The following is a 24,162-nucleotide window of genomic DNA, read 5'->3' as shown; positions in this document are numbered from 1 at the left end:
GCGGGCTGCGAAGCCCACGGGCACCAAAGCCTTCACCTGCCTTCCGGGGCTACTTCTTGGTCGTGCCGATGTTGAGGTAGTCGTACTGACCGCTGAAGGCCGCCGTGGACACCAGGTTGGTGAAGTTGGCCGGGCGGTACAGCAGGACCTTGAAGTAGGTCAGCGGAACGAGAGCGGCCTGGTCCATCGCGCGCTTGTCGATCTGCGCGTACAGGCTGTTGCGCTCGGTCTCGTCCTCGGTGGCGATGGCCTTTTCCAGCAGCTCGTTGATCTGCTTGTCGTTGATGTACGAGAGGTTGGTGTTGCCGGACGCCCCGATCGCGTCACCGTGCAGGATCTGCTGCAGGAAGCCGTAGCCGGAGGGCCAGTCGGCACCCCACTGCATCATGTGCAGACCGATGTTCTGCTTCTTGTCGAACTCCGGCACACCCGCGTAGTCGGTGAAGTACTTGCCCGACGGGTACTGCTTCAGGCTGGCGTTGATGCCGACCTTCTTCAGCGAGGCGATGATCGCGGTGGCCGCGTCGATCTCCTGCGGGCGGTCGCTGCGGGCCGAGATGTTGGTGCTGATGCTCGACTTGCCGCAGGCCTTCAGCTGCTCCTTGGCCTTGGCGGCGTCGCCCTTGTTGCCCTTGGTGGCGTAGGCGTCCGCCTTCTCGTAGCCGGGGATGTCCGGCGGCAGGACGGTGGTGGCGATGTCACCGCGGATCGGGCCGCCCTCGGCGGTCTGCACGGAGACCTTGTCGATAGCGTACTGGACGGCCTTGCGGCACTCGACCTTGTCGAACGGCGCGACCTGCGTGTTGATCGCCATGTAGACCAGGCGGCCACCGAAGGTGTTGTCCGTGTTGGCCTTCAGCGAGGCGTCGTTGACGACCTTCGCCTGGGTCGCGGCCTGGACACCCGTACCGCCGAGGTCGATCGCCGTACCGGCCTGGACGTCCTGGTCGATGGTCTCGGCGTTGACCTTCAGCTTGACGACGATCTTGTCCGGGTACTGCTTGCGCAGCGGGTCCGTCTTCGGGTCCCAGTTCTCGTTGCGGACGAGGACGACCTGCTTGCCCTCCTCATAGCTCTGGAACTTGTACGAGCCCGAGGACACGATGTTCTTGACGTAGTCGATGCCCTTGTCCTTGGCCTGGGGCACCGGAGCCGTCTGCGGCGTCGCGACCAGGTAGTCGAACTCCTGGAAGGCGCGGTTGAGACGGAAGACGATCGTGTTGTCGTCCGGCGTCTCGATGGACTTCAGGCCCTCGGCGCTCTTGTCCTTGTAGGGGCCCTTGTACTTGTCGCCGCCCTCGAGGAACTGCTGGAAGTAGTTCGGGCCGAGCGAGAGCACGTCACGCGCGAAGTTGGAGCGCTCGACGGCGTACTTGACGTCCTTCGAGGTGATCGGTGTGCCGTCCTCGTACTTCAGGCCCGTACGCAGCTTGTACGTCCAGGTCTTGCCGCCGTCGCTGGGCTCACCGGGGCTCGCCGCGAGGTCCGGGACCAGCTCGTTGCCGGCCTCGCCCGCGGCGGGCTTGAAGGTCATCAGCGGGCGGGCGTAGAGCCGGCTGAGGTTGTACATGTACGCGTAGTACGTGTTGCCCGGGTCGAAGGAGTCCGGCACGTCCGAGTACTCGTACGTGACCGTGCCCCCCTTCTGGGTGGAGGCGTTGACGACACCCTTGGTCGCTGCGTTGGCCCCAGCCGACTTGTTTCCGTTCTCACTGCCGTCATCGGCCTTGCTGCATGCCGAGAGCAGCAGGCTCGCACTGCCGATAGCCGCCACTGCGGCCAGCGTTGACCTTCGCATGATGGTCCGCTTCCCCTCCATTGTCGGAAATCTGTTGGACTCGCACCGCGGCCGCGGGTCAGCGGCTGCGCGGGTCGAGAGCGTCACGGAGACCGTCGCCGAGCAGGTTGAACGCCAGGACGGTCACGAAGATGGCCAGACCGGGCACGATCATGTACTGCGGGTCGACCTGGTAATAGGGAACCGCCTGGCTGATCATGCCGCCCCAGGACGCCTGCGGGGGCTGGATGCCGACGCCGAGGAAGCTCAGGGACGCCTCGAAGAGGATGTTGGTCGGGATGAGCAGCGTCGAGTAGACGATGATCGGGCCGACGAGGTTCGGCAGCAGCTCCCGGAAGAGGATGTAGGGCCCCTTGGCCCCCATCCCCCGCGAGGCGTCGACGAACTCCCGCTCGCGCAGGGCCAGCGTCTGGCCGCGCACGATACGGCCCAGATAGGGCCAGTTGAAGAAGCCGATGACGAAGATCAGCACAGTGATGTGCAGCGGCAGGCCCTGCAGCCCGAAGGCACCGCCCTGCAGGGTGGCCGAGATGGAGATGGCGAACAGCAGGAGAGGGAACGCCAGGAAGGTGTCCATCATCCGGCTGATGATCGTGTCGACCCGGCCGCCGTAGTAGCCGGCCACCACGCCGAGGACCGCGCCGATCGTGTTGGACAGGATCGTGGCGCCGAAGGCGACGACCAGCGAGACCCAGGAGCCCTCGAGGATGCGGGTGGCGATGTCGCGGCCGAACTTCGGCTCCACACCGAGCGGGTGCTCCCAGCTCATGCCGCCGAAGTCGCCCTTGGGCAGCGAGGTGTTGGGGTCGATCAGGTCCTGGTTCAGGGCGTTCGGGTCCAGCCCGAAGAGGGCCTGGATGGGTCGGGAGAGCACCGCCAGCAGGATCAGCAGGATGACGATGACGCCTCCGGCGACGGCCACCTTGTCCTTCTTGAAGCGGGTCCAGGCGATCTGCCCGAGAGACCGGCCCTCGATCTGCTTGGACTCGACACCCTTCAGCACGGCCTCGGGCTGGGCCCCGGCCTGCGATCCGGTTGTCTCGATCGGTGCCGTCACGGTGAGATTGACCCCTCTCGGCCGACGGTTGTCGGCCCCCTGGCTGCCGCTGTAGCGGTTGCTTCCACTCGCACACAGGACCGACCTGGCCCGTGTCTTGCGGGGAGTCTTCAACGCTTTAGCGATCTGTTGCCAGAGTTGGCGGGGAAAGTATGCGCAACCGTGATGCTGTCTGGGGGGTTCCGTTATCCGAACAGTGGGTAGCGACGGCCGGACGCGGGCCAGTCGGGGCGTATGAGGATGGACCGGGACCTTCCGATCGTATCTACGCGCGGAGATCTACCTGCGAAACCGAAGTCGACGGGCGCTTACGGCTACGACAGCCGGGCTGCGGACTGAACAGTAGGTTAGCCGCCGGATGATCAGTAACGGCCCTGTGCCGGTGGGTAGCCGTAGCCGGCGGCCGGCGCCTGCGCGGGGGCGGGGGCGTGTGCCTCGCGGTCGTAGAAGGGGCGTGCGCTCGCCCGCATCCACATGGCGACCGGGTCGTACTCGTCCGACATCGCCACGGTCGACACCGGCAGCCCGTCCGGACAGGCGCCGATCGACTGCAGCATCATCGAGCGCACCGAGTCCACGGCGGGCGGGCTGGTGTCGTACACGTCGAGCCCGATGGCGAGGTACGGCGCGCCGAGCGCGGGCTGCACCCAGGCGCGGCGCAGGGAGCGGACGGCCGGGGTGCGGTGGGCGTTCTGCGCGAGCAGGGCGTAGAACTGCGGGATCTCGATGCCGGGCTCGGACAGACGCAGCGGGCCGGCGGGCTGGCGGTCCAGGCCGGTGGCGATGCGGCGCAGGTCGAGCCACGGGATGCCGACGCCGCCGCCCGGGGCGTGCGGGTTCAGCCAGAGACCGTAGTGGTCCGGGTAGAGGGTGCGGGCCACGTCGACTCCGTCGACCACCTCGTACGAGCGGTTCCAGCCGCTGGCCGACAGCTCCTGGGCGGAGGTGACGCACGGGGCGTAGCCGTGGCCGTCGACCTCCATGTTTCCGTACTGGGCGTCCGGGGAGCCGGCCTGACCGTGCCACAGCAGCATCCAGACCTGGCCGGTGGACGGGGTCGCGAGCGCGCGCAGGAGGGCCTCGTAGGCGTCGTAGCGCCCGGGCGTCACCTGGCGCAGCATGTGCTCGACCTGACCGGTCGAGGTGGTGCCGCTCGCGCTCACCATTACCGCCCCTTCGGGAAACGTCGTGACTCCGTCGGTTTGGCCGACCGAGTGATGAGCCCAGCTTAGGCGCTCCGCCGGGAGAGCCGTTGAGAGCTCGGGACTTGGTGTGGTCTGCGGGGTGCGGGTCCATTGTGGTGGGTCGCGCCCACGCGGCGGAGCCGCACATGTATACAGCCCCGCGCCCCTTTCAGGGGCGCTTCGTCCAGGGGGCGCTCAAAGGTCCCGCTGGTAGAAGGGACGCACCTTCTGGCGCATCCAGTCGATCACCGGGTCGTGGGCCACGTCCAACAGGACCAGGTTGACCGGCCACTGGGCCGGGGCCCGGCCCAGGGCTCGGGCGAGGGCGTCCATGGGGGCGGCGCGCAGGTCGCCCTCCCAGTGGGAGAGTTCCACGCCTATGAACATCACCGGGTCGGCCGTCTCGATCGCCGCCAGGCAGCGGCGGGCCGTCACGACCACGCCGGTTTCGGCGAACTCGGCCGACGCCGCCGCGAGGAAGTCGATCGGGTCGTCCTGCCAGTCGGGCTCGTAGAGCTTGACGCGGCCGCCGGAGTTGAGGCCGTCCAGCGGGGTGCGGCCCACCCGGCACAGATCGGCCACCGCCGCCGGGGGCAGCGGCACGCCGACCACGCCGTCCGGGTTCAGGGCGATGCCCACCTGTGGGGGCAGACCGCGGGCGAACTCCACGGCGGGGGCGACGGCGTACGACATATGGGAGCCGACGACCTGGCGGAACTGTTCCTCGGAGCTGAAGACCGGGACGTACGCCTGGCCTCCGATCTCCACCGTGGGCAGGTCCAGCGGGCCGCTGTGCGGGCCGCCGCCGCCCGGCAGGGGCACCCAGACGAAGCTGCGGCCCAGCACCTCGATGATCCGGCCGCCCGCCGAGGGCACGCCGAGGGAGGCCGAGAGCACCTCCTCCAGTTCGTTGCCGGGCCACCCGCCGTGTGGATGGGGGTGTGCCGGTGCCGGAAAGTCCGCGGGGAGATCCGCCGGGAGGTCCGCTGGGAAGTCCATCTACGCTCAACCGCCTGCTGTGAACCGCTGCTGTGGCTCAAAAGGCTAGCGGGTGACCACTCCGCGCAGGTCTACGGCCGCTCAGCCCGTGAAGTCGATCCGGCGCAGGACGTCCGCCGCCTCCCGGTCGATCAGCACCGCCGAGCCGCAGCCCTGGGGCAGATGGCCCTTCTCCACCGAGCGCAGCAGGCGGGCGGCCGCTCTGCGGTGGCGCAGGAAGGCATAGCGGGAGACGCCCCGGCCGCGCTCGCGCTGGCCCTCCAGGGCGGTGCCCGGAGGGACGTCGAGCAACAGCAGATGCAGGGTGCCGTCACGGCGGCGGGCCTCGCGGGCCAGCCAGCCGCGCACCCAGGCCTGCGTACCGCAGTCATGTACGACGACGCCCTCGCCGGAGCGCAGGGCTCGGCGCAGTCCGGCGTAGTGCGCCAGGCGGACCAGGGGGCGGTAGACGGCGTAGGGGAGGAAGCGGGGCATGCGGGCGGCCCAGCGGTCCCGGGTGTCCTGGGAGTCGATGCCGATGCCCTTCACGGTCCGGCGCATCAGCGTCGACTTGCCGCTGCCGGGCAGGCCGGTGATCACTACGAGGTCCTCGGGGCCGAAGAGCAGGGCGTGCGGGCTGTGGCCGGAACGCTCGCGCAGGTCGCGGACCACGGGTGCGAGGCGCGTACCGCGGGCTTCGGCGGCCGGGGCCGCGGGCTGCTTGGGCAGCGCGATGCCCGAGGTCGTGGCGTACGCCGTCGTGCGGTTCACCGTCATCGTCCTCCTCTGGGGTCAGGGGTACCCATCCCCACTGAGCGTAAAGAGAAGGTAATAGAGGATCTCTCGGTTTTTGTTCGCTTCCTGCCACAAGCCGGTTACAGACGTGGCCTGCCGCAGACCGGTCCCGGCATGCAATGATGTGCGCGCCAACTGCATACCGGCCGTTTGAATCCGCGCGGGAGAGTCCCTGGCAGTGCATCGCCGGGGCGCCGAAGGAGCAAGTCCCTCCCTTGAATCTCTCAGGCCCCGTTACCGCGCGGGCGAGGCACATCTGAAAAGCGGGCCGCTGTCTCCTTCGAGATGCGTGGCTCCACCCAAGGTGCAAACCGTGATCGTCCCTGTGGCGGTCGTGGCGAACCTCTCAGGTTCCGATGACAGATGGGGAGGAACGACCTCGCCCGTCATCCCTTGGGAGACAACCGTCCGATGAGCAGTACAGAAGAACTCCGTCACACCGCGCTCGATGCCCTGCATCGCTCGCTCGGCGCGACGATGACCGACTTCGCCGGCTGGGACATGCCCCTGCGCTACGGTTCCGAGCGCGACGAGCACAACGCCGTACGTACCAGGGCCGGCCTGTTCGACCTCTCCCACATGGGCGAGATCACCGTGACGGGGCCCGAGGCGGCTCAGCTGCTGAACTACGCCCTCGTCGGCAACATCGCCTCCGTCGGCGTGGGCCGCGCCCGCTACACCATGATCTGCCGGGCCGACGGCGGCATCCTGGACGACCTGATCGTCTACCGGCTCGCCGAGACCGAGTACATGGTCGTCGCCAACGCCTCCAACGCCCAGGTCGTGCTGGACGCGCTGACCGAGCGGAGGGCCGGCTTCGACGCCGAGGTGCGCGACGACCGCGACGCCTACGCACTGATCGCCGTCCAGGGCCCGGAGTCCCCCGGCATCCTGAAGTCCCTCACCGACGCCGACCTCGACGGCCTGAAGTACTACGCCGGACTGCCCGGCACCGTCGCCGGCGTGCCCGCCCTCATCGCGCGCACCGGCTACACCGGCGAGGACGGCTTCGAGCTGTTCGTGAAGCCGGAACACGCCGTCGAGCTGTGGCGGGCGCTGACCGATGCGGGCGAGGGCGTCGGCCTGGTCCCGTGCGGGCTGTCCTGCCGGGACACGCTGCGCCTGGAGGCGGGCATGCCGCTGTACGGCCATGAGCTGTCGACCTCCCTCACCCCCTTCGACGCCGGGCTCGGCCGGGTGGTGAAGTTCGAGAAGGAGGGCGACTTCGTCGGGCGCGAGGCGCTGGCCGCAGCGGCCTCCCGTGCCGAGTCGAACCCGCCCCGCGTCCTGGTCGGCCTGGTCGCGAAGGGGCGTCGCGTCCCGCGCGCCGGGTACCCGGTCGTCGCCGGCGGCGAGGTCATCGGCGAGGTCACCTCGGGTGCCCCCTCCCCCACGCTGGGCAAGCCGATCGCGATGGCGTACGTCGACGCGGCGCACTCGGCGCCGGGCACGGCCGGGGTCGGCGTGGACATCCGCGGCAGCCACGAGCCGTACGAGGTCGTGGCGCTGCCGTTCTACAAGCGGCAGAAGTAACGCCGCAAGCAGCACACTGGCCGGGAACCGGAAGCACCGGACTGGCCGAGAAGTACAGACCGACAGCGGCCCGTGCGTGACCCCGCGCACATTTCCGCTGCTCACGCACGTTTCCAGCAGTCCCCCATCCCTCACCACTCCCGCGCGTACAGGAGAATTCAGGCCATGAGCAACCCCCAGCAGCTGCGCTACAGCAAGGAGCACGAGTGGCTGTCGACCGCCGAGGACGGCGTCGCGACGGTCGGCATCACCGAGTTCGCGGCCAACGCGCTCGGCGATGTCGTCTACGCCCAGCTCCCCGAGGTCGGCTCGACCGTGACCGCGGGTGACACCTGCGGCGAGCTGGAGTCGACCAAGTCGGTCTCGGACCTGTACTCCCCGGTCACCGGCGAGATCACCGAGATCAACGAGGACGTGGTGAACGACCCGGCGCTGGTGAACTCCGCCCCCTTCGAGGGCGGCTGGCTGTTCAAGGTACGCGTCACGGAGGAGCCGGCCGACCTGCTCTCCGCCGACGAGTACGACGCCCACACCACCGGCTGAGGAGCCGTATCCCCCATGTCTGACAAGTCGCTTCTGAACACGCCCCTGCACGAGCTGGACCCGGCCGTCGCCGCCGCGCTCGACGCCGAGCTGGAGCGCCAGCAGTCCACCCTGGAGATGATCGCCTCCGAGAACTTCGCGCCGGTCGCGGTCATGGAGGCCCAGGGCTCGGTCGCCACCAACAAGTACGCCGAGGGCTACCCCGGCCGGCGCTACTACGGCGGCTGCGAGCACGTCGACGTCGCCGAGCAGATCGCCATCGACCGGGTCAAGGAGCTGTTCGGCGCCGAGTACGCCAACGTCCAGCCCCACTCCGGCGCCTCCGCCAACCAGGCCGCCCTGTTCGCCCTGGCCCAGCCCGGCGACACCATCCTCGGCCTGGACCTGGCCCACGGCGGCCACCTCACCCACGGGATGCGGCTGAACTTCTCCGGCAAGCAGTTCAAGGTCGTCCCGTACCACGTGGACGACTCCGGTCGGGTGGACATGGCCGAGGTCGAGCGGCTCGCCAAGGAGCACCGGCCGAAGGTGATCATCGCGGGCTGGTCGGCGTACCCGCGGCAGCTGGACTTCGCCGAGTTCCGCCGGATCGCCGACGAGGTCGAGGCGTACCTGTGGGTCGACATGGCGCACTTCGCGGGCCTGGTGGCCGCCGGTCTGCACCCGAACCCGGTCGAGTACGCGGACGTCGTCACCTCCACCACCCACAAGACGCTGGGCGGCCCGCGCGGCGGCATCATCCTCGCGAAGAAGGACTTCGCGAAGAAGCTGAACTCGTCCGTCTTCCCGGGCTTCCAGGGCGGCCCCCTGGAGCACGTGATCGCGGCCAAGGCGGTCTCCTTCAAGGTCGCCGCCAGCGAGGAGTTCAAGGAGCGTCAGCGTCGTACGGTCGAGGGCGCGAAGATCCTCGCCGAGCGGCTGACGGCCGACGACGCGCGTGCGGCCGGCGTGAACGTCCTGTCCGGCGGCACCGACGTGCACCTGATCCTGGTCGACCTGCGCGAGTCCGAGCTGGACGGCCAGCAGGCCGAGGACCGGCTGCACGAGGTCGGCATCACGGTCAACCGCAACGCCGTCCCGAACGACCCGCGCCCGCCGATGGTGACGTCGGGCCTGCGCATCGGCACGCCCGCCCTCGCCACCCGTGGCTTCGAGGCCGACGACTTCGCCGAGGTCGCGGACGTCATCGCCGAGACGCTCAAGCCGTCCTACGACGCCGAGTCCCTCAAGGCCCGAGTCAGGGCCCTGGCGGACAAGCACCCGCTGTACCCCGGTCTGAACAAGTAGTTCCTTTTTGTGGGGTGTCCCGCACACTCGTAGGAGAACGGGACACCCCACCCCCTGGCACCACCCCCGTATTGAGGAGTCCCCCCGTGGCCATCTCGGTCTTCGACCTGTTCTCGATCGGCATCGGCCCGTCCAGCTCCCACACGGTCGGCCCGATGCGCGCGGCACGCATGTTCTCCCGCCGCCTGCGCAACGAAGGCCTGCTGGACTCCGTCGCGTCCGTACGATGCGAGCTGTACGGCTCCCTGGGCGCGACCGGCCACGGTCACGGCACCCCCAAGGCGGTGCTGCTCGGCCTGGAGGGCGCCTCGCCGCGCACGGTGGACGTGGAGACGGCGGACGAGCGGGTGGAGGCGATCAAGGAAGCGGGCCTGCTGCGTCTGCTCGGCGAGCGCGACATCCCGTTCTCCTTCGACGACGACCTGATCCTGCACCGCCGTAAAGCACTCCCCTACCACGCGAACGGCATGACGATCTGGGCGTACGACGCGTCCGGTGGGGAGCTCCTGTCCAAGACCTACTACTCGGTGGGCGGCGGATTCGTCGTCGACGAGGAGGCGGTCGGCGCGGACCGCATCAAACTCGACGACACGGTCCTGAAGTACCCCTTCCGCACGGGCGACGAACTGCTGCGCCTGACGCGGGAGACGGGCCTGTCGATCTCGTCGCTGATGCTGGAGAACGAGCGGGCCTGGCGCACGGAGGAGGAGATCCGCGCGGGCCTGCTGGAGATATGGCGGGTGATGCGGGAGTGCGTGTCACGGGGGATGTCGAGGGAGGGCATCCTGCCGGGCGGCCTGAAGGTTCGTCGCCGGGCGGCGAACACGGCCCGCAAGCTGCGCTCCGAGGGCGACCCGAAGGCGCTCGCCATGGAGTGGATCACGCTCTACGCGATGGCCGTGAACGAGGAGAACGCGGCGGGCGGCCGCGTGGTGACGGCCCCGACCAACGGCGCGGCCGGGATCATCCCCGCGGTCCTCCACTACTACATCAACTTCGTGCCGGGGGCGGACGAGGACGGAGTCGTCCGCTTCCTGCTGGCCGCCGGCGCCATCGGCATGCTCTTCAAGGAGAACGCGTCCATCTCCGGCGCCGAGGTCGGCTGCCAGGGCGAGGTGGGCTCGGCCTGCTCGATGGCGGCGGGCGCCCTTGCGGAGGTGCTCGGCGGCTCCCCGGAACAGGTCGAGAACGCCGCCGAGATCGGCATGGAACACAACCTCGGCCTGACCTGCGACCCGGTCGGCGGCCTCGTCCAGATCCCCTGCATCGAGCGCAACGGCATGGCCGCGGTGAAGGCGGTCACGGCGGCGCGGATGGCGATGCGCGGGGACGGCTCGCACAAGGTGTCCCTGGACAAGGTCATCAAGACGATGAAGGACACGGGCGCCGACATGTCGGTGAAGTACAAGGAGACGGCTCGGGGCGGGCTGGCGGTCAACATCATCGAGTGCTGAGGGAACAGGCCCTGAACAGCGCGTTCGTGTCTTTCAGCGCTGTCGGGGCCTTTCCTGCTTACGCGGCGGAAAGTCCCGGAGAGACCGTCTCCGTGTACAACGCAGCGCGCAGCGTCGTTGACGCGATGCGCCACCGCAGCCGTATCGGCGAGACCCTCGCCCTGTCCGCGCTCGGCCGCTACCTGCGCCGAGACGGACGCAGCGGGGTCGGCGAACTCCAGCACATCGCACGCGAGTTGGGCGCCCTCTCCGTCATCGGAGGACCGACCAAGGCCACCACGAGGTTGGGCACACACCAGTCGGGCCAGTGCGCGCAGCCGGCCCTCCCGCCACAGGCCTGAGTGCCGGGGTTTCGCGTAACCATTGGGGCCACTGTGACGTAAGTATTGACGGCCGGAAGACGAGGCCGTAATTTCTGGCCGAAGTTCCGAACCGAGTTCGATATGTCGAACAAGGAGGTTTTCGGATCGGCTGACGAAGGGACGACGACAGTGATCCGCACCCGCGCGGGAGCCCGCCCCCGCAGAGGGAGGTGGACGGCGATGGTCATCGCCGTACTCACCCTGCTGCTGGGCGCCACCATCCAGCCCGCCTCCGCCGCCGACGGGCGGCCGTTCACCAATCCGGTCAAGTCGCAAAAGGGCGCCGATCCCTGGATCGAGTTCCACAACGGCAACTACTACTTGATCACCACGTCCTGGTCCGACGTGCTGACCATACGCAAGTCGCCCACCCTCGCCGGGCTCGCCACCGCGCCCAGCGTGCAGGTGTGGAAGGACACCGACACCTCTCGGGGCTGCAACTTCTGGGCTCCCGAGATGCACTTCTTCAACAACAAGTGGTACGTGTACTACGTCGGTGGCGCCTGCGTCAGCGACTACCTCGGCACCCAGCGCTCCCACGTGCTGGAAAGCGTGGGCTCCGACCCCATGGGGCCGTACGTCTACAAGAACAAGATCAAGCCCACCGACTCGGACCCCTGGCTCATCGACGCCAGCGTTCTGAAGGTCGGCAGCAACCTGTACATGGTGGGCAGCGCCAACACCACCAACGGCACCCAGAACCTCGTCATCGCCCCGATGAGCAACCCCTACACCGTCAGCGGCACGCTGCGCACCATCTCGCAGCCCACCCTGAGCTGGGAGCGCCAGGGCGGCACGGTGAACGAGGGCCCGGAGGCTCTGCAGCGGAACGGCAAGACGTTCCTGGTCTACTCCGCCAGCGGCTGCTGGACCCCCGACTACAAGCTGGGCCAACTGGAACTGACCGGCAGTGACCCGCTGCAGGCCTCCTCCTGGACGAAGAAGCAGACCCCCGTATTCCAGCGGAACAGCGCGGCCAACGTCCACGGCCCCGGCCACAACGGCTTCTTCACCTCGCCGGACGGCACGGAGAACTGGATCGTCTACCACGCCCGCAACGACACCTCGACGGACGGCTGCGACAACAACCGCACCACCCGCGCGCAGAAGTTCACCTGGAACGCGGACGGCACGCCGAACTTCGGCACCCCGGTCGCCCTCGGCACGACACTGCCCGGCCCCTCCGGGGAGACGGCGGCCACCCCGACCGCGTACACCCTGGTCAACCGCAACAGCGGCAAGTGCCTGGACGTCGAGGGCGGCAACACCGCCGACGGTACGAACATCGTCCAGTGGACCTGCAACGGCAGCACCAACCAGAAGTGGCGGATCGAGGACCTCGCCGACGACACCAGCCGGCTGGTGAACGTCAGGACGGGCAAGGCCATGGACACCGCCGCCTGCGCGACCGCCGACGGCACCGACATCCGGCAGTGGTCCTGGCTGAACAACAACTGCCAGCGGTTCCGCCTCATCCACACCGCCACCGGTGACTACGTGCGGATCGTGAACGAGAACAGCGGCAAGGTCGCCGACGTGGCCAACTGCGGCACCGGCGACGGCGCCGACGTACGCCTCTGGTCCTGGCTGAACAACAACTGCCAGCAGTGGCAGCTCCGGCCCGTCAGCTGACGGACCGGATGAGCGGACCACGGTTCCGGTACCCGCTGCGGGTACCGGAACCGTGGTGTGTCGCGTCTACGGCGGGAGTTGCCCATGGCGGCCAGCTCGTCGGCGTCTCCTGCATCGCCAAGGGCGCCGACTCCCTCTGGGTCCTTGAAGCCCAGGAGACGGCGCGGGGCGGGCCGGCGGTCAACATCATCGAATGTTGACCGTTCCATGTAAGGGACGCGTCAGCCGTGCCACGGTGGGGCATACACCAGATCCAACCCCTGTCCCCCACCAGCACTTCAGGGAGTCCCCCCATGCTGCGCGGCATCGACGTAAGCGCATACCAGTCGTCGACCTACAACACCGACGGCATCTCCTTCGTCTTCATCAAGGCGACGGAGGGCCGCTCCTACATCAACCCCAAGCTCGCCGCCCAGACCAAGCGCGCCCGCGACGCCGGCCTGGTCGTCGGCTTCTACCACTTCCTCTGGCCCGGCAACCTCTCGGCCCAGGCGGAGTACTTCGTCAGCAAGGCCCCTGAGAGAGCGGGCGACATCCTCGCCGTCGACTGGGAGACGACGAGCGAGGGGACGCATGCGAGCAATGCGGAGAAGGACCTCTTCATCCGGAAGGTGAAGGAGAAGCGGCCGAACAATCCGGTCGTCCTCTACTGCAATCGGAATTATTGGCTCAACGTGGACACCACGTCGTATGCCGGCGACGGCCTCTGGATCGCCGACTATGTCGCGGCGGGCAAGCCGCGCATCAAGGCGAAGTGGCGCTTCCACCAGTACACCGACGACCCGCTGGACAAGAACGTCGCGGACTTCGCCAGCAAGGCGGCGCTGCGGGAGTGGGCCGAGAACGCGTGAACCGCCATATCCGGCAGGGTGCTTGAGGCGAAGGAGTCACGTGCGGACGAAGCGGTAAGTAGCATGGGAAGACCGACGCCCGGGCAGAGCCGAGGCGCCCTTCGGCCGCGTCCAGGTGATGGGAACGAACATGGCGAACGTCTTCATCAGTCACCGTAAGGACGACGCGGCACAGGCGGACCGGCTCGCGCGGGACATCTCCGCCGCCGGACACGATGTCTGGTTCGACGAGTGGAACATCCAGTTGGGCGATTCCGTGGTGGAGCGGATGAACTCCGGGCTGGAGGGCGCCGCCTATCTGGTCCTGTGCTACTCGACGAGCGGCGTCATGAGCCCCTGGACGTCACGGGAGTGGATGTCCGCCCTGCACCGCAAGCTCGAGGGCTGCGACGTACACATCCTGCCGGTGAAGTTCGGTGGCTCGCCTCCCGCCATCCTCTCCGACATCAAGTACGCGGATATGTCGGTGGACTGGGATCTCGGAGTAACTCAGCTGATCAAGGCCATCCGCTGACCGAGGCGATCGGCTGACCCGCCGAAGCCCTGAAGCCGTACAAGTCGTCCAACTCGGGGGAATGCGCGTGGTCCAAGTCCTGCTGGCGCACGCGGAGGGCGACGAGAGCCTCGCCGAGCAGATCGCCGAACCCATCCGGCGGGCCGGATACGGTGTCGTGCACCACGGCGCGATCCTCGTCGGTGAATCACTGGCCGAGGAAGCCTCGAAGGTGATCGCCCAGGGAAGCCCCGTCGTCATCTGCGGCACGGTGGCGGCCGCCGGGACCGGATGGGCGTACCGCCTCGTCAACGCCGCCAGGAAACACTCCCACGCCAGGATCTTCGCCCTGAAGATGGAGAAGGACGCCTTCCTGGACCTCCTCGCCCTCGACAGCAAGGCAGCGCCCTACTGGCAGGATCCGGGAAAGGCGATGTCCGACCTGATCGAGGCGTTGTCGGTGTACTACCCGACGGGCGGGACGGGGCCGCATCGCCGGCGGGACGACCTCGAACAGCGCTACCGGGACATCGCCCTCAAGACGTACGACATCGTGGACCTCGCCAACCTTCCCATCGGCGACCGCGATCTGGTCACCAAGGAACTGCTGCTCCGCAGCCTCTACGTCTCCCTCCGGGTCCGCGTCGAAATTCCCCCGGGGATCGACCCTGACGACCTCAACAACAAGCTCGGGAGCATCGAAACCCGCCGCGGGGCCTCCGGCGACGACGGCGAGCGCGGCACTCGTTCCTCCATCGGCGAGCGGCTCGGGACCTCCAAGCGGCTCGTGGTCCTGGGGGACCCGGGGGCCGGCAAGAGCACCATGCTGCGGTGGATCGCCACGGCGTACCTGCTCCGCCTGAGGTCGGACCCGGACTGGCGTCAACTGCCGGATGTGGGAACCCTGCCCGACACCGACTGGCTGCCGCTGCTCATCAGGTGCCGGGACATGGACGAGAAGGCGGGCATCGGACCACTGGAGGAGATCGTCCGCCGCCATCTGCGCAAGTCGGGGTTCTCCGAGCAGGAGGCCGGGAACCTTACGGACGTCCTGCTGACCGGGTTACGGGACGGGCGCGTGCTGCTGCTGATCGACGGCCTGGACGAGATCTCCAACCCGGCTCTGCGGGCGCGGTTCTGCCGGCAGATCGAGCAGATACATGTCGCCCAGCCCGATGCGTCCATCATCGTCACCTCCAGGATCGTGGGGTACAAGGAGATGGGGTTGCGCATCACCCGGGGGTTCGAGCACGTCACGGTGCTCGATCTCACTCCCGAGGACAAGGACGACTTCGCACGGCGCTGGTGCACGGTGACCGAGTCCCCGGCCCGCCGGGACATCGCGGCGGAGGAGCTCATACGTGACATCCACAGCACGGACCGCATCGAGCGCCTCACCGGGAACCCGATGCTGCTCACGACGATGGCACTGGTGAAGAAGAAGGTCGGCAAGCTGCCGAGCCGTCGGGCGGATCTCTACCGGGAAGCGGTGGACGTGCTGCTCAACTGGCGCAGTGACGTGGACGAGCGGCTGGACCGCTATGAAGCGCTCCCCCAACTCCAGTATCTGGCCTACTCCATGTGTGACGCCGGGGTCCAGCAGCTGCGCGAGGACGAGGTCATCGACACGCTGGAACGCATGCGGCGGGAGTTCCCGACGGTCCGGGCGGCCCGGCAGCACTCCGCGCGGGCCTTCCTGCGCCTCCTCGAAGGCAGAACGGGAATCATCGCCGAAGCGGGACATGTGCGCCACCGCGGCCGACTGGTGCCCGTGTTCGAGTTCCGTCACTTGACGTTTCAGGAGTATCTCGCCGGGCTCGCGTTGGTGGAAGGGAGGTTCCCCGGAAGGGATCGGAGGAAGCCCCTGGCGGACCGGGTCGCCGCACTCGCCGCCCAGACGTCGCCCGCGAGTTCCCCGATCTTCGGTGACGACATCGTCGTCGCCGAGCAGTGGCGTGAGGCCATCCGCCTGTGCGTGATGTCATGCAACGACGACGACGTGGACAGCGTGCTGCTCGCCGTCGTTCGCCCACTGCCGGGCGAGGACTCCGACACCACTGCCAGGGCGCGGGCGGGGCTCGCGTGCTCTTGCCTCTCGGACGAGCCCAACGTCAGTGAGGAGGTGGCGCTGGAAATCATCGACCGGTTCATCGGCATCCTCAAGCGAGGGGACGGCAACAGAGCCAGCGCGGCGAGCGTCGCCGACGCGGCTGCCGAAGAGATCGCGAACTCGCTTTGGGGTGCCGTTGTCAGCCATCGCATCGTGAGCACCTGGTTGCGGGCCACCGGCGATTCCAGGCGCTTTGCCGGGGTGGCCGCGATGGTGGCGGGTATGGCCGCGCCCACGGACCAGGCCGGACTCGAGGACTGGATACGCGACCGTGTCGCGCTGCTGTCCGACCCACAGGCCGAGGTCGCGATCGAGGCAGCTCTCGCTCTCACACACGTCGCGTACTCGGGCAACGCCGTGCTGGTCCCCAACCTGGTGTCGCGGCTCATCGCCATGCTCTCCCGCGGGCCGTGCGAGGCAACAGCAGCAGCCTTGGGTCTCGGCTGGCTCACCGCATACAGCCCCCTGGTCAACTCCAACGGGCCTTGGCAGCCCACGACGGAGGAGGTCGACACACTGGTACACGCCGTGGATACCCTCGGCTTCCTCCCCCTGGACACCGTGCGCTTCTTGCTGTGGTCCTTCGACCCCGAAGTGGGACAACGGCACCCGGGGCTCGCCGCCAAGGTGATGACATGGTTCGACCACGACGAGCCTCGCAGCCGCCAACAGCTCGGATTCAGCTATGCGGCCATTTTCCGCAACGATGTCGACCCGGTGCTCCCTTTCCTCGATCACGAGGACGAAGGAGTCCGCCTGGACGCGGTCAGGATCTTGGCGCGGCTGCACAGCCGGCAGATCGAGGAACCCCTTCTGGGCATACTTCCCGAGCTGAAGGGCGAGCATCGTCAACGAGTCATCAGAGGACTGGGCCGGGTCGGCGGTTCGGAAACAGTGCACCACTTGTTGGAGGTACTCGCGCACTCCGGGCACAGTCCGGACGAGGATGTCATCGAGGTCCTCGGGCGACACGGCGGCCAACGAGCAGTGGAGCCCCTGCTCGCTGTGCTCTACGACCAGGACGGCGAACCTCGCATGTCCGTCGTGAGGGCTCTGGGTGAGCTCGGTGACACCAGGGCGGTGGAGCCTCTGCTGGCCGGCCTCACCGCCGCGGACGGCAGGCCGCGCCAGGCGGTCGTCACGGCTTTGGCCCGGCTCGGTGATCCAAGAGCGATGCAGCCCTTGGCGAACCTGCGTAGAGGCACGGCACACGAGGACACGGTGTCGATACTCGGCCCCCTCGCCGCGTTGGGAGATACCGAAGCGAGTCGAGCGCTGCACCAGGACATGCAGGACAGCCGGCCGTCGACGCGGGAGCAGGCTCTCTGGTCTCTCGCCGTCTGTGAGCCGGACTGGGTCGACCGAGTGCTCCTGTCCCACGACCGCGACGACCTGCCACCGGGTATCGACCCCGCTGAAGAACTGACCGAGCGAAGCCTGCTGGCATGCACCCATGCCACGGGCCTCACCGTGGACGAGGTCCGTGCCCGCTACGAGGAGCTCGCGCACCGCTACCCCCTGGTCCTCTCCTGGCTCCCGCCAGGCCCCGACCAGGCTCTCGTCGAGTCGAGGGTGATGTGCACTCGAGTGCGACCGTGAAGCATCGGTTCCGGATCCGGAACGATCCCTCGCAGCCGAATCCGGGGCAGGTGCACCTCATCCCTGCGGAGTTGAGAGCTCGGTGAGAACGTCACCACCCGTGCGGGCCGGGGACCCGATCGGCGTCGAGCTGCCGGACGGGCCTCACCGGCCCCTGGAGATCGTGTGACGTAGACCCGCCGGTATGCGTCAGAGCCGTACGACGATCTTGCCCGTGTGCGTGTTGGACTCCATCAGGCGGTGCGCGTCACGGATCGCCTCCAGGCCGTCGAGGACCTCGGCGATCGCCGGCCGGAAGCCGCCGTCGTCGAGGCCGGCGTTGAGGAAGGCACTGGAGCGGCGGCGGCCGGCGGGGGTGGTGGTGAGGCTGAAGTTGGCGTACGTGTGGATGGTGAAGGGCCAGGTCCGCGGGATTTCGGCGGGGCGCGGGTCCAGCCAGCCGTAGATGACGAGGGATCCGTCCTCGGCCAGCGCGTCGCCGAGGTGCCGGAACGCGGGGCCGCCGATCGCGTCGAAGACGACCTGGGCGCCACGACCGTCGGTGAGGCGCCTGGTCTCCTTGGCGACCGTCTCCGTGCCGCCGTCCGCCTCACCGGAGACGATCACTTCCGCGGCCCCCAGGTCCAGCAGTTGCTGGCGTTTCGCCGCCGTGCGAGTCGTCGCGAGCGGGATCGCCCCGATGCGCCGGGCGACCTGGATCGCCGCCGTGCCGACACCGCTGGACGCGCCGGTGATCAGGACATGGTCGCCGGGCCTGAGACCCGCGGTCTCCAGCAGGGCGCCGTACGCCGTCGTGTACGTCAGCCAGGCCGCGGCCCCCGTCACCGCGTCCACCGAGGCAGGGCGCCGCAGGACAGCGGTCTCGGGGAGCACGACTCGCTCCGCGTACACGCCCTGTGCGCTCATCTCGATGCCGGGCCCGGTCATCACCGGGTCGCCGACGGCGAGTTCGGTGACGCCCTCGCCGATCGCCTCGACGACTCCGGAGGCCTCGTAGCCGAGGCGGGAGGCGGGGAGGGCGGGCTGGTAGTAGTAGGTCCCGGCGCGGAAGAGGGCTTCGGCGCGGTTGAGGCCCAACGCCTCGATACGGACGGCGACTTGGCCGGGGCCCGGTTCGGGGACGGGCACGTCCTCGACGGTCAGTACCTCGGGTCCGCCGATCTCGTGAAAGAGCACTGTGCGTGCGGTGGTTGGCATGCAGACGACGCTATGAGGGGCCCGCAAGACGATCCATGTCCGCCGGTCTTGGTTTCCTGTCCGTACGTCTCACCTGTCGGTCCACCGGCTACCGTGCGGACATGGACGTACTCAGCGACGCCATCGCCGCCATGCGCACCGGCCGCCCGCACTCCGGCCGCCAGGACCTGTACGCGCCCTGGGGGATGGGCTTCCCGGCCTCGGACGGGACGGGGTTCCATGTGGTGCTGCAGGGGTCGGCATGGCTGATCCCGGCGGCGGGTGAGCCGGTGGCGATGGGGCCCGGCGATGTGGTGTTCCTGGCGCAGGGCCGGGAGTACGGGCTGGCCAGCGGGCTCGACGTACCGCTGGAGGAGGTACGGCCTTCGCCCGACGGCACGTGGCCCGAGGCAGCGCCCGCCGCCCCAGCCCCTTCAGGCCCGCTGACGGTCCTGCTGTGCGGCGCGTACATGCTGGACCGCTCCCGCGCGCACCCGCTCCTCGCCGAACTCCCGGACGTCGTCCACCTCCCCACCCGCGTCGGCGCCCACCGCTCACTGAGGACGGCGGTGGAACTGCTGGGCGCGGAACTGGAGGAGCCCCAGCCGGGCTCGGACACGATCGTCGGCTCGCTCCTGGACACCCTGCTGCTGTACATCCTGCGCGCCTGGTGGCTGCGCGAGCGGCACGGCTGCGGGCACCCCACGGGCTGGGCGGCCGCCCTCGCCGACCCGGCGATCGCGGCGGCCCTGCGCTGCATCCACGGCGACCCGGCCCACCCCTGGACGGTCGAGGAACTCGGCGCCCGCGCCGGCCTCTCCCGCGCGGCCTTCGCCCGGCGGTTCGCGGCGCTGGTGGGCGAGCCTCCGCTGACGTATCTGACCTGGTGGCGCATGACGACGGCGGGCCGGCTGCTGCGCGCGGACGACACTCCCCTGCGGACCGTCGCCCAACGCACCGGCTACGCCTCGGAGTTCGCCTTCGCCAAGGCCTTCAAGCGGGAGTACGGGGTGGCGCCGGGGCAGTACCGCAGACGGTCGGCGTGACGAAGGGGGCCCGCTCACCACGGCAGCGGCGAGCGGGCCCCCTCCTTCATACGTCACTTGTTCAGGAAGGACCAGAACTCGTCGAACGACAGGAGCTTGTCACCGTTCAGGTCGCGGCTCTTGATGATCGCCTCGGCGACCGCCTCGGTGACGTTCCAGTCGCCTCCCTGGGCCAGGGCGGACTTGAACTCGGCGGCGGTGATGGTGCCGTCGCCGTCCGCATCGATGCGCTCGAACTGCTTGCGTGCTTCCTCGATGTCGATGTGCCCCACCGATCCGCCCCTTTACTCGCGTACTACTCGCGTCTGTCGTGTTGTGCCGGCTCACTGCCGCAGGTCAGATTAACTGCCCGCCCGCGCCTCCAGTGCGGCGACCACCCAGGTGAACTCCGCGCGGTGCGCCGAAGCGGTTCCCTGGCCCTTCACGACGGCCAGCAGCTCGCGATAGCGGGCGACCTTGTCGTTCGCGCCGGCCTTCAGGCGTTCGAGTACGTCGGCCGGGTCCGCGTCGCCGAGCAGCTCCCGCAGGATGCGCTCCGCCTCGGGCGACTCGGGGGCGACCCCGTGCTGCCGTGCCTCGGCCGCCGACCGCACCAGCTTCCGCGCGAACCACATCGACGCCCCGGCGGGCGCCTCGGGCCCACGGCCGGCCGCGTTGAACTCGGCCACGGTGCGCATGTGCGCCCGGAACTCCGGGTCCCGCAGCAGCTCGGCCAGCTCCACCCAGGCATCCACCTGCTCGGTCGTCGGCTCGTCCGGCAGGTCCACGGTCATGGTCCGCATCCGCTCGCGGATCGCCGGGTCCGCCGTGTCCAGTCCGTGGAACATCTCGTCCACGAACTCCTCCAGGATCCGGCGCCGTTCGGCGGCCGACAGCCTCGCCAGTTTGTTCATCAACGTCATCTCCTCAGCGGTCGAGCCGCGTCGCGCCACGGTCGACAGCACCGCACGGGTCGCCTTCAGCGACCTGATCTGCGCGTCCAGTGCGGCGACATGCGTGGCCGCGACCGACGCCACGTCCTTCTCACCGCTGACGACCTTCCGTACGTCGTCCAGGCCCAGGCCCAGTTCGCGCAGGGTGCGGATCAGCTCCAGGCGGGCGACGGACTCGGCGTCGTAGAGGCGATAGCCGCCCGAGGAGCGGGTCACCGGGGGCAGGGCGCCCTCGTCGGACCAGTAACGGATCGTCCGCACGGTCAGTCCGGTGGCCCGGGCCAGGTCGCCGATGGTGAGAAGTCCGGTGCCGTCTTCGATCATGTCTGCGAGTGTGGGCCTTCCAGTGGGTGGAGACTCAAGGAGCGGGACGGGGGCGGTCGTGGCGGAGACCCTGCGGGACGTTCTCGACGCGGCGGGTCGGGGTGTCTTCCCGCCCGCGGACGGCCGTACGACGGTGGTCCCCCAGCCCTCCCCCCGGCACGCGGGCGTCCTCGCCTTCACCGCGCACTCCGTCGTCTTCACCGACGAGGATCCCGGGTGGGTGTACGCGGCACTGCGCGACGTCGACTGCGACGCCCTGGCCGCGCCGATGAACCCGCGCTTCCTGGCGGCCCTCATGGAGCGGACGGGGCGTACGGCCGAGACCATCGACGCGGTTCTTGTCGGCGCCCCGCTGCCGGGTGAGCCGCCGCTCGCGCTGACGGAGATCGAGGAGGCCGACCACCCCCGGATCGCCCATGCCCGACGGCGGCGCGACGACGTGCGCGCCTGGGCAGCGGAGGGCGGCGTGCTGGTGATGGGGCGCGGGGTCGCCGGGCGGCTGGAGGTCTCGGTCGAGGTGGACGAGAACGTACGGCACCGGGGGCTGGGGCGGCGGCTGGTGACCGCCGCCCGGCATCTGGTCACGGAGCCGCTGTGGGCGCAGGTCGCGCCGGGGAACGCCCGCAGCATGCGGGCGTTCCTGGCGGCCGGCTACCGGCCGGTGGGCGCGGAGGCACTACTGCACCCGCCCCGTGGGCGTCAGTGCCAGGCCTCGTAGTGCGGGTTGCTCTGGCAGCCGCTCATGATCTCGACCTTGGTCGTCTTGTTCACCGGGCAGACGCCGATGATGTACTTCCGGGCGATCCCGCCGGGGAAGGCGACCTCGACCTGGTCGGCCCATTTGTGGGTGTCGCCGATGGTCTTGTTGACGTCGATGCCGCCTGGGGCGTCGATGTAGTAGTTCCAGCCCGACTTCCACCAGTTCTTGTACAGGTCGTGGTCGTAGGTCGTGGACACGTACGGGGAGGGCTGGTTGACCAGGACGTACTGCTCCAGGTCGTACTGGCCGTTCACGACGTCCTTGGGCTTGAAGCCCTCCTCGAAGACGATGTTCGGGCCGCGGCCGTCGGCCCGGTAGAGCGTGCCGCAGGTGGTGCGCCACGCGGGTTCGGGGGTGATGCGGTCGACGTCGACGCGGCGGTCGACGGCGGCCTTGATCTTGTCGTCGTACTGGGCGGGGCAGGCGGCCGGGGTGGGGGCGGCGGCCTTGACGGCGGTCGTGCGAGCCGAGGCGAGGACGGTCTCGGGAGCCGTGGCGGCCGTCGTCGCGAGGACGGCCGAGAGGGACAGGACGGCGGCAGCGGCCCGCCGCCGCAGGCGAGTTGTGATCATGAGGAGCACGATCCCGGGCCCGTGGCGGCGGGGCGTGGAACGTCACCCGTACGGCGGCGTGTCCACTGACCGCAGGTCAACTGGACTACGGCTAGCGGAAGATGCCGGTGTGGCCGAGGGAGTAGCGGCCCGGCTGCGGGTAGACGGCGAGGCCGTGCGGGCCGCTGCCGACGGGGATACGGGCGAGTTGCTCGCCGGTGCGGGTGTCGATGGCGTACACCTCGGAGTCGTAGCGGCCCGACAGCCACAGCACCTTGCCGTCGGCGGAGACGCCGCCCATGTCGGGGCTGCCGCCGTCGGGGAGGTGCCACTTCTTGGTGAGCTTGTTCTTGGGGAAGTCGAAGACGGAGACGCTGCCCTCGCCGCGGTTGGAGACGTACATCTCGCGCGAGTCGCGGCTGACGTAGAGGCCGTGGCAGCCCTTGCCGGTGGGCAGGAGGGTGGGCTCGGTGAACTTGTCGCCGTCCAGGACCCACATGCCGTCGGCCATCATGTCGGCGATGTAGAACCGCTTGCCGTCCGGGGAGACCTTCACGTCCTGCGGCATGGCTCCGTCGAAGGGCAGTTTCTGCTGGCCTACGACCTTCATCTTCTCCGTGTCGACCTTCAGCAGCTCGCCGCTGAACTCGCAGGAGACGATGAAGTAGCGGCCGTCGAGGGAGAAGTCGGCGTGGTTGACGCCGTAGCAGGTGACCGGCTCGGTCTTGATCCGCTTCATGGTGTGGGGGTCGCGGAAGACGAGTTCGCGGTCGAGGGAGGCCATGACGACGGCGTACTTGCCGTTGGGGGTGAAGTAGAGGTTGTAGGGGTCGTGGACCTCGACCTCCTTGCCCGCCTTGCCGGTCTTCGGGTCGATGGGGGTGAGGGTGTGGCCGCGGTTGTTGTTGACCCAGAGGGTCTTCAGGTCCCAGGACGGGACGACGTGCTGGGGCTGGCGGCCTACGGGGATCGTCTCGATGATCTCGTACGTCTTGGGGTCGATGACGGAGACGGTGTCCGACTCGGTGTTGGGGACGTAGACGCGGGACGGGAAGTCCTTGACGACCGGGGAGAGCTTGCCCGGGCGGTCGGCGGCGTAGACGTCCTTCGGGTCGAGGACGGGGGGCATGCCGGGGAGGCCGTCGAGGGGCTTCTTCTTCGGTGGCGCGGGGATGGCGGCCTGGGTGCCGCCGCGGGGGTCCGGGGCGGGCCGGGTCTTGTCCTTGGCGGACTCGGTGCCGCAGGCGGCGAGCGCGAGTAGGCCTGTGCCGGCGAGGAGGATGCGGTGGAGGAGGTTCATCGGCAGTTCTTCCAGTACGGCGGGAGGGCGGCGACCGGGGCTGCGTGGCCGGGGCGGCGGTCGGTAGTGATCACTCGACCATTTAATGAGGATTACGTCTAAAAACGCATGATTCACTCGATAAGCGGTCTGTGCGGGTCGTCGTCGCCTGGGTGTTCTCACCCCCGCCGCCCCTACCCGTCCCATCCTTGAAGGGGCTCCGCCCCTTCGACCCCGCTGGGGCCGGCGTCGGAAGTGACCGTCGGGAGTGGCAGCCACTGCGGGTGGGGGGGCGAGAGACGCGGACCACACTGAGAAGCGAAGCCACCTGCCGGCGGGCGGAGATTCGGGATGGTGCGGGGGGCGGCGGCAGGCGCCAGACCGGCCGAGGGGCGCGGAGACCGCACCGAGAAGCCAA

General features: G+C 69.0%; 21 protein-coding genes, 1 pseudogene and 2 riboswitches. Of the genes and pseudogenes, 12 read left to right on the top strand and 10 right to left on the bottom strand.

The features are described from left to right. Positions 1-49: 49 nt before the first annotated feature. The 5 genes from ACTMVF_RS38765 to ACTMVF_RS38745 all read right to left on the bottom strand — a co-directional run bounded on the left by ACTMVF_RS38765 (position 50) and on the right by ACTMVF_RS38745 (position 5,794). The gene (locus ACTMVF_RS38765) at positions 50-1,798 is read right to left on the bottom strand and encodes an ABC transporter substrate-binding protein (protein ID WP_441275786.1); all 1,749 of its coding nucleotides are present in this window, start codon (positions 1,796-1,798) and stop codon (positions 50-52) included. Between the two features lie 58 nt (positions 1,799-1,856). After that, positions 1,857-2,855 carry an ABC transporter permease gene (locus ACTMVF_RS38760; protein WP_441275785.1) on the bottom strand — a complete coding sequence of 333 codons (999 nt, stop codon included), beginning with the start codon at positions 2,853-2,855 and terminating at the stop codon, positions 1,857-1,859. Positions 2,856-3,217: 362 nt separating this feature from the next. Then, positions 3,218-4,018, bottom strand: a complete 801-nt coding sequence (locus tag ACTMVF_RS38755; protein ID WP_441275847.1) for an enhanced serine sensitivity protein SseB C-terminal domain-containing protein — start codon at positions 4,016-4,018, stop codon at positions 3,218-3,220. Between the two features lie 216 nt (positions 4,019-4,234). Beyond that, positions 4,235-5,038: an enhanced serine sensitivity protein SseB gene (locus tag ACTMVF_RS38750; protein WP_441275784.1), complete on the bottom strand. Its 804-nt coding sequence runs from the start codon at positions 5,036-5,038 to the stop codon at positions 4,235-4,237. A gap of 81 nt (positions 5,039-5,119) precedes the next feature. Next, positions 5,120-5,794, bottom strand: a complete 675-nt coding sequence (locus ACTMVF_RS38745; protein WP_441275783.1) for an AAA family ATPase — start codon at positions 5,792-5,794, stop codon at positions 5,120-5,122. A 169-nt stretch (positions 5,795-5,963) separates the two neighbouring features. Next, positions 5,964-6,062: riboswitch (glycine riboswitch) on the top strand. Continuing rightward, positions 6,063-6,185, top strand: a riboswitch (glycine riboswitch). It begins immediately after the preceding riboswitch. 38 nt (positions 6,186-6,223) lie between these two features. Between ACTMVF_RS38745 and gcvT the strand changes: the two genes are divergently transcribed. The 10 genes and pseudogenes from gcvT to ACTMVF_RS38695 all read left to right on the top strand — a co-directional run. Then, positions 6,224-7,345 (top strand): glycine cleavage system aminomethyltransferase GcvT, encoded by a 1,122-nt coding sequence (gene gcvT, locus ACTMVF_RS38740; RefSeq protein WP_441275782.1) that lies wholly within the window; start codon positions 6,224-6,226, stop codon positions 7,343-7,345. Positions 7,346-7,510: 165 nt separating this feature from the next. Then, on the top strand, positions 7,511-7,888 hold the full coding sequence (gene gcvH, locus ACTMVF_RS38735) for a glycine cleavage system protein GcvH (RefSeq protein ID WP_441275781.1): 378 nt from the start codon (positions 7,511-7,513) through the stop codon (positions 7,886-7,888). A gap of 15 nt (positions 7,889-7,903) precedes the next feature. Then, positions 7,904-9,175, top strand: a complete 1,272-nt coding sequence (gene glyA / locus ACTMVF_RS38730) for a serine hydroxymethyltransferase (RefSeq protein ID WP_441275780.1) — start codon at positions 7,904-7,906, stop codon at positions 9,173-9,175. Between the two features lie 86 nt (positions 9,176-9,261). After that, positions 9,262-10,629: an L-serine ammonia-lyase gene (locus ACTMVF_RS38725; protein WP_441275779.1), complete on the top strand. Its 1,368-nt coding sequence runs from the start codon at positions 9,262-9,264 to the stop codon at positions 10,627-10,629. A gap of 92 nt (positions 10,630-10,721) precedes the next feature. Next, a complete protein-coding gene (locus ACTMVF_RS38720; RefSeq protein WP_441275778.1) occupies positions 10,722-10,970 on the top strand; it encodes a hypothetical protein in 249 nt (82 codons plus the stop codon). Between the two features lie 201 nt (positions 10,971-11,171). Then, the gene (locus ACTMVF_RS38715; protein ID WP_441275777.1) at positions 11,172-12,623 is read left to right on the top strand and encodes a family 43 glycosylhydrolase; all 1,452 of its coding nucleotides are present in this window, start codon (positions 11,172-11,174) and stop codon (positions 12,621-12,623) included. Positions 12,624-12,916: 293 nt separating this feature from the next. Then, positions 12,917-13,474 (top strand): glycoside hydrolase family 25 protein, encoded by a 558-nt coding sequence (locus ACTMVF_RS38710; protein ID WP_441275776.1) that lies wholly within the window; start codon positions 12,917-12,919, stop codon positions 13,472-13,474. Between the two features lie 130 nt (positions 13,475-13,604). Further along, positions 13,605-13,988 (top strand): toll/interleukin-1 receptor domain-containing protein, encoded by a 384-nt coding sequence (locus ACTMVF_RS38705; RefSeq protein ID WP_441275775.1) that lies wholly within the window; start codon positions 13,605-13,607, stop codon positions 13,986-13,988. A gap of 61 nt (positions 13,989-14,049) precedes the next feature. Next, complete coding sequence (locus ACTMVF_RS38700; protein ID WP_441275774.1) at positions 14,050-17,676, top strand: HEAT repeat domain-containing protein; 3,627 nt, start codon at positions 14,050-14,052, stop codon at positions 17,674-17,676. After that, a pseudogene (locus tag ACTMVF_RS38695) lies at positions 17,643-17,750 on the top strand (MOSC domain-containing protein); the annotation flags it as partial. The gene ACTMVF_RS38700 and the pseudogene ACTMVF_RS38695, both read left to right, overlap by 34 nt. 115 nt (positions 17,751-17,865) lie before the next feature. On the opposite strand, the gene ACTMVF_RS38690 reads toward ACTMVF_RS38695, so the two are convergent. Further along, a complete protein-coding gene (locus tag ACTMVF_RS38690) occupies positions 17,866-18,873 on the bottom strand; it encodes a zinc-dependent alcohol dehydrogenase family protein (RefSeq protein ID WP_441275773.1) in 1,008 nt (335 codons plus the stop codon). 101 nt (positions 18,874-18,974) lie between these two features. Here ACTMVF_RS38690 and ACTMVF_RS38685 point away from each other — a divergent pair, with 101 nt between their 5' ends. Then, complete coding sequence (locus ACTMVF_RS38685; protein WP_441275772.1) at positions 18,975-19,898, top strand: AraC family transcriptional regulator; 924 nt, start codon at positions 18,975-18,977, stop codon at positions 19,896-19,898. 53 nt (positions 19,899-19,951) lie between these two features. Here the strand turns inward: ACTMVF_RS38685 and ACTMVF_RS38680 are convergent, their stop codons facing one another. Both ACTMVF_RS38680 and ACTMVF_RS38675 read right to left on the bottom strand, forming a co-directional pair. Next, a complete protein-coding gene (locus ACTMVF_RS38680; RefSeq protein ID WP_441275771.1) occupies positions 19,952-20,170 on the bottom strand; it encodes an EF-hand domain-containing protein in 219 nt (72 codons plus the stop codon). A 69-nt stretch (positions 20,171-20,239) separates the two neighbouring features. Next, a complete protein-coding gene (locus ACTMVF_RS38675) occupies positions 20,240-21,154 on the bottom strand; it encodes a helix-turn-helix domain-containing protein (RefSeq protein ID WP_441275770.1) in 915 nt (304 codons plus the stop codon). 58 nt (positions 21,155-21,212) lie between these two features. Between ACTMVF_RS38675 and ACTMVF_RS38670 the strand changes: the two genes are divergently transcribed. Then, a complete protein-coding gene (locus ACTMVF_RS38670) occupies positions 21,213-21,872 on the top strand; it encodes a GNAT family N-acetyltransferase (protein ID WP_441275769.1) in 660 nt (219 codons plus the stop codon). Here ACTMVF_RS38670 and ACTMVF_RS38665 read toward each other — a convergent pair. Together ACTMVF_RS38665 and ACTMVF_RS38660 are read right to left on the bottom strand one after the other, a co-directional pair. Further along, on the bottom strand, positions 21,854-22,486 hold the full coding sequence (locus ACTMVF_RS38665; RefSeq protein WP_441275768.1) for an ADP-ribosyltransferase: 633 nt from the start codon (positions 22,484-22,486) through the stop codon (positions 21,854-21,856). The genes ACTMVF_RS38670 and ACTMVF_RS38665 overlap by 19 nt on opposite strands. A gap of 91 nt (positions 22,487-22,577) precedes the next feature. Continuing rightward, positions 22,578-23,765 (bottom strand): YncE family protein, encoded by a 1,188-nt coding sequence (locus tag ACTMVF_RS38660; RefSeq protein WP_441275767.1) that lies wholly within the window; start codon positions 23,763-23,765, stop codon positions 22,578-22,580. Between the last annotated feature and the right edge of the window lie 397 nt (positions 23,766-24,162).

The organism is Streptomyces sp. SD31, from assembly GCF_052068475.1.
Classification (GTDB): Bacteria; Actinomycetota; Actinomycetes; order Streptomycetales; family Streptomycetaceae; genus Streptomyces.
This window is presented reverse-complemented; position numbering and strand designations above follow the sequence as displayed.